General features: G+C 34.9%; 1 protein-coding gene. It reads left to right on the top strand.

Features of this window, described 5'->3' with window-relative positions; translation table 11 throughout:
- Positions 1-63 precede the first annotated feature (63 nt).
- The gene (locus IQ236_RS27535; protein ID WP_193872422.1) at positions 64-1,170 is read left to right on the top strand and encodes an IS630 family transposase; all 1,107 of its coding nucleotides are present in this window, start codon (positions 64-66) and stop codon (positions 1,168-1,170) included.
- The last annotated feature ends 21 nt before the right edge of the window (positions 1,171-1,191 follow it).

Genomic DNA, 1,191 nt, shown 5'->3' with positions numbered 1-1,191 from the left:
TAAGCTGCTACGCAGCTTGATTGTATAATAGAAAATTAAGCGTTTCAACGGAGATAGTCCCAAATGCCAGCGAAAAATCATCTATCTAAAGGGCAAAAAGAAAGATTGCTGAAAGAAATGAGAGAAAATAAAAATGCTCAAATTAGAGAAAGAGTTTTAATTTTATTATTAATGAATGAAGGAAAAACGTATCAAGAGATAGCGAAATTTTTAGAAATTTCCTATCCAACAGTAGCGTACTGGGCTGTTCATGGTGATCCCGATAAAATGGAGAGCTTTATAGATGGAAGAAGCCAAGGAAACTTTCGGAAAGCCACTCCTGAATATGAAGAAGTATTACTAGAAGTAGTAGAAAAAGAGCCATCAGAATATGGATATGAATTTGGAAGATGGACAAGTAATAGATTAGCAACATATTTAGAGCAAGCAACAGGAATTAAGTTGAGTGGCTCTCAAGTCAGGAGAATATTAGAAAGAAAAAAGTACGTTTACCTCTGGGCCAAGTATAGCTTAGAGGATAAACAAAATCCGGTGCAGAGGAAAGCATTTAAAGAGAAACTGTTAGAGTATTTAAAGATAGCAGAAGAATCCCCAGAACGGCTGCAAGTCTGGTTTTGGGATGAAGTCGGATTTAGCTTAAGAGTAATAAGGCGAAAAACGTGGGGAAAAAAGGGAAGCCGAAAAAAAGTAACAGGACAAAGAAGGAAAGGAAGAGTAAATCTAATGGGAGGGTTAAGATATACGGATAAAAAAAGAATAAATTTTGTGATTAATAAAGGAGAATCAGAAACCTTTTATCAACAAATTAAGGCTTTCCATAATGGGATTATTGAAGAATGGGTAGAGTCAGGAAAATCAGCCGAAGACTTTTTAGAGACGGGGCCAAAAGTAGTAGTAATTTTAGACAATGCCAGTTTTCATAAAAAGAAAGAGATTTTAGAAAAAATAGAGGCAGAAATGCCCAATATTAGGTTAGAGTTTTTACCTGCTTACAGCCCGGACTTCAATTTAATTGAACTGGTCTGGCATTCAGCAAAAGAATATATAGCTCATCGACTATTTGAATCCGTTGAGCAGTTAGAAGAGTTATTACATAAATTATTAAATGAAGGAGAACTAATCATTAATTGGAATCGTAAAATTAAAAACAAAGGCAATGCCGTTTATTAAATCAAGCTGCGTAGCAGCTTA

Origin of the sequence: Planktothrix mougeotii LEGE 06226, from assembly GCF_015207485.1 — a bacterium.
GTDB lineage: Bacteria > Cyanobacteriota > Cyanobacteriia > Cyanobacteriales > Microcoleaceae > Planktothrix.
This window is presented reverse-complemented; position numbering and strand designations above follow the sequence as displayed.

Excerpts from the sequence above, each read along its gene's own strand:
- IQ236_RS27535 (WP_193872422.1), top strand. The coding sequence starts at position 64 with ATGCCAGCGAAAAATCATCTATCTAAAGGGCAAAAAGAAAGATTGCTG.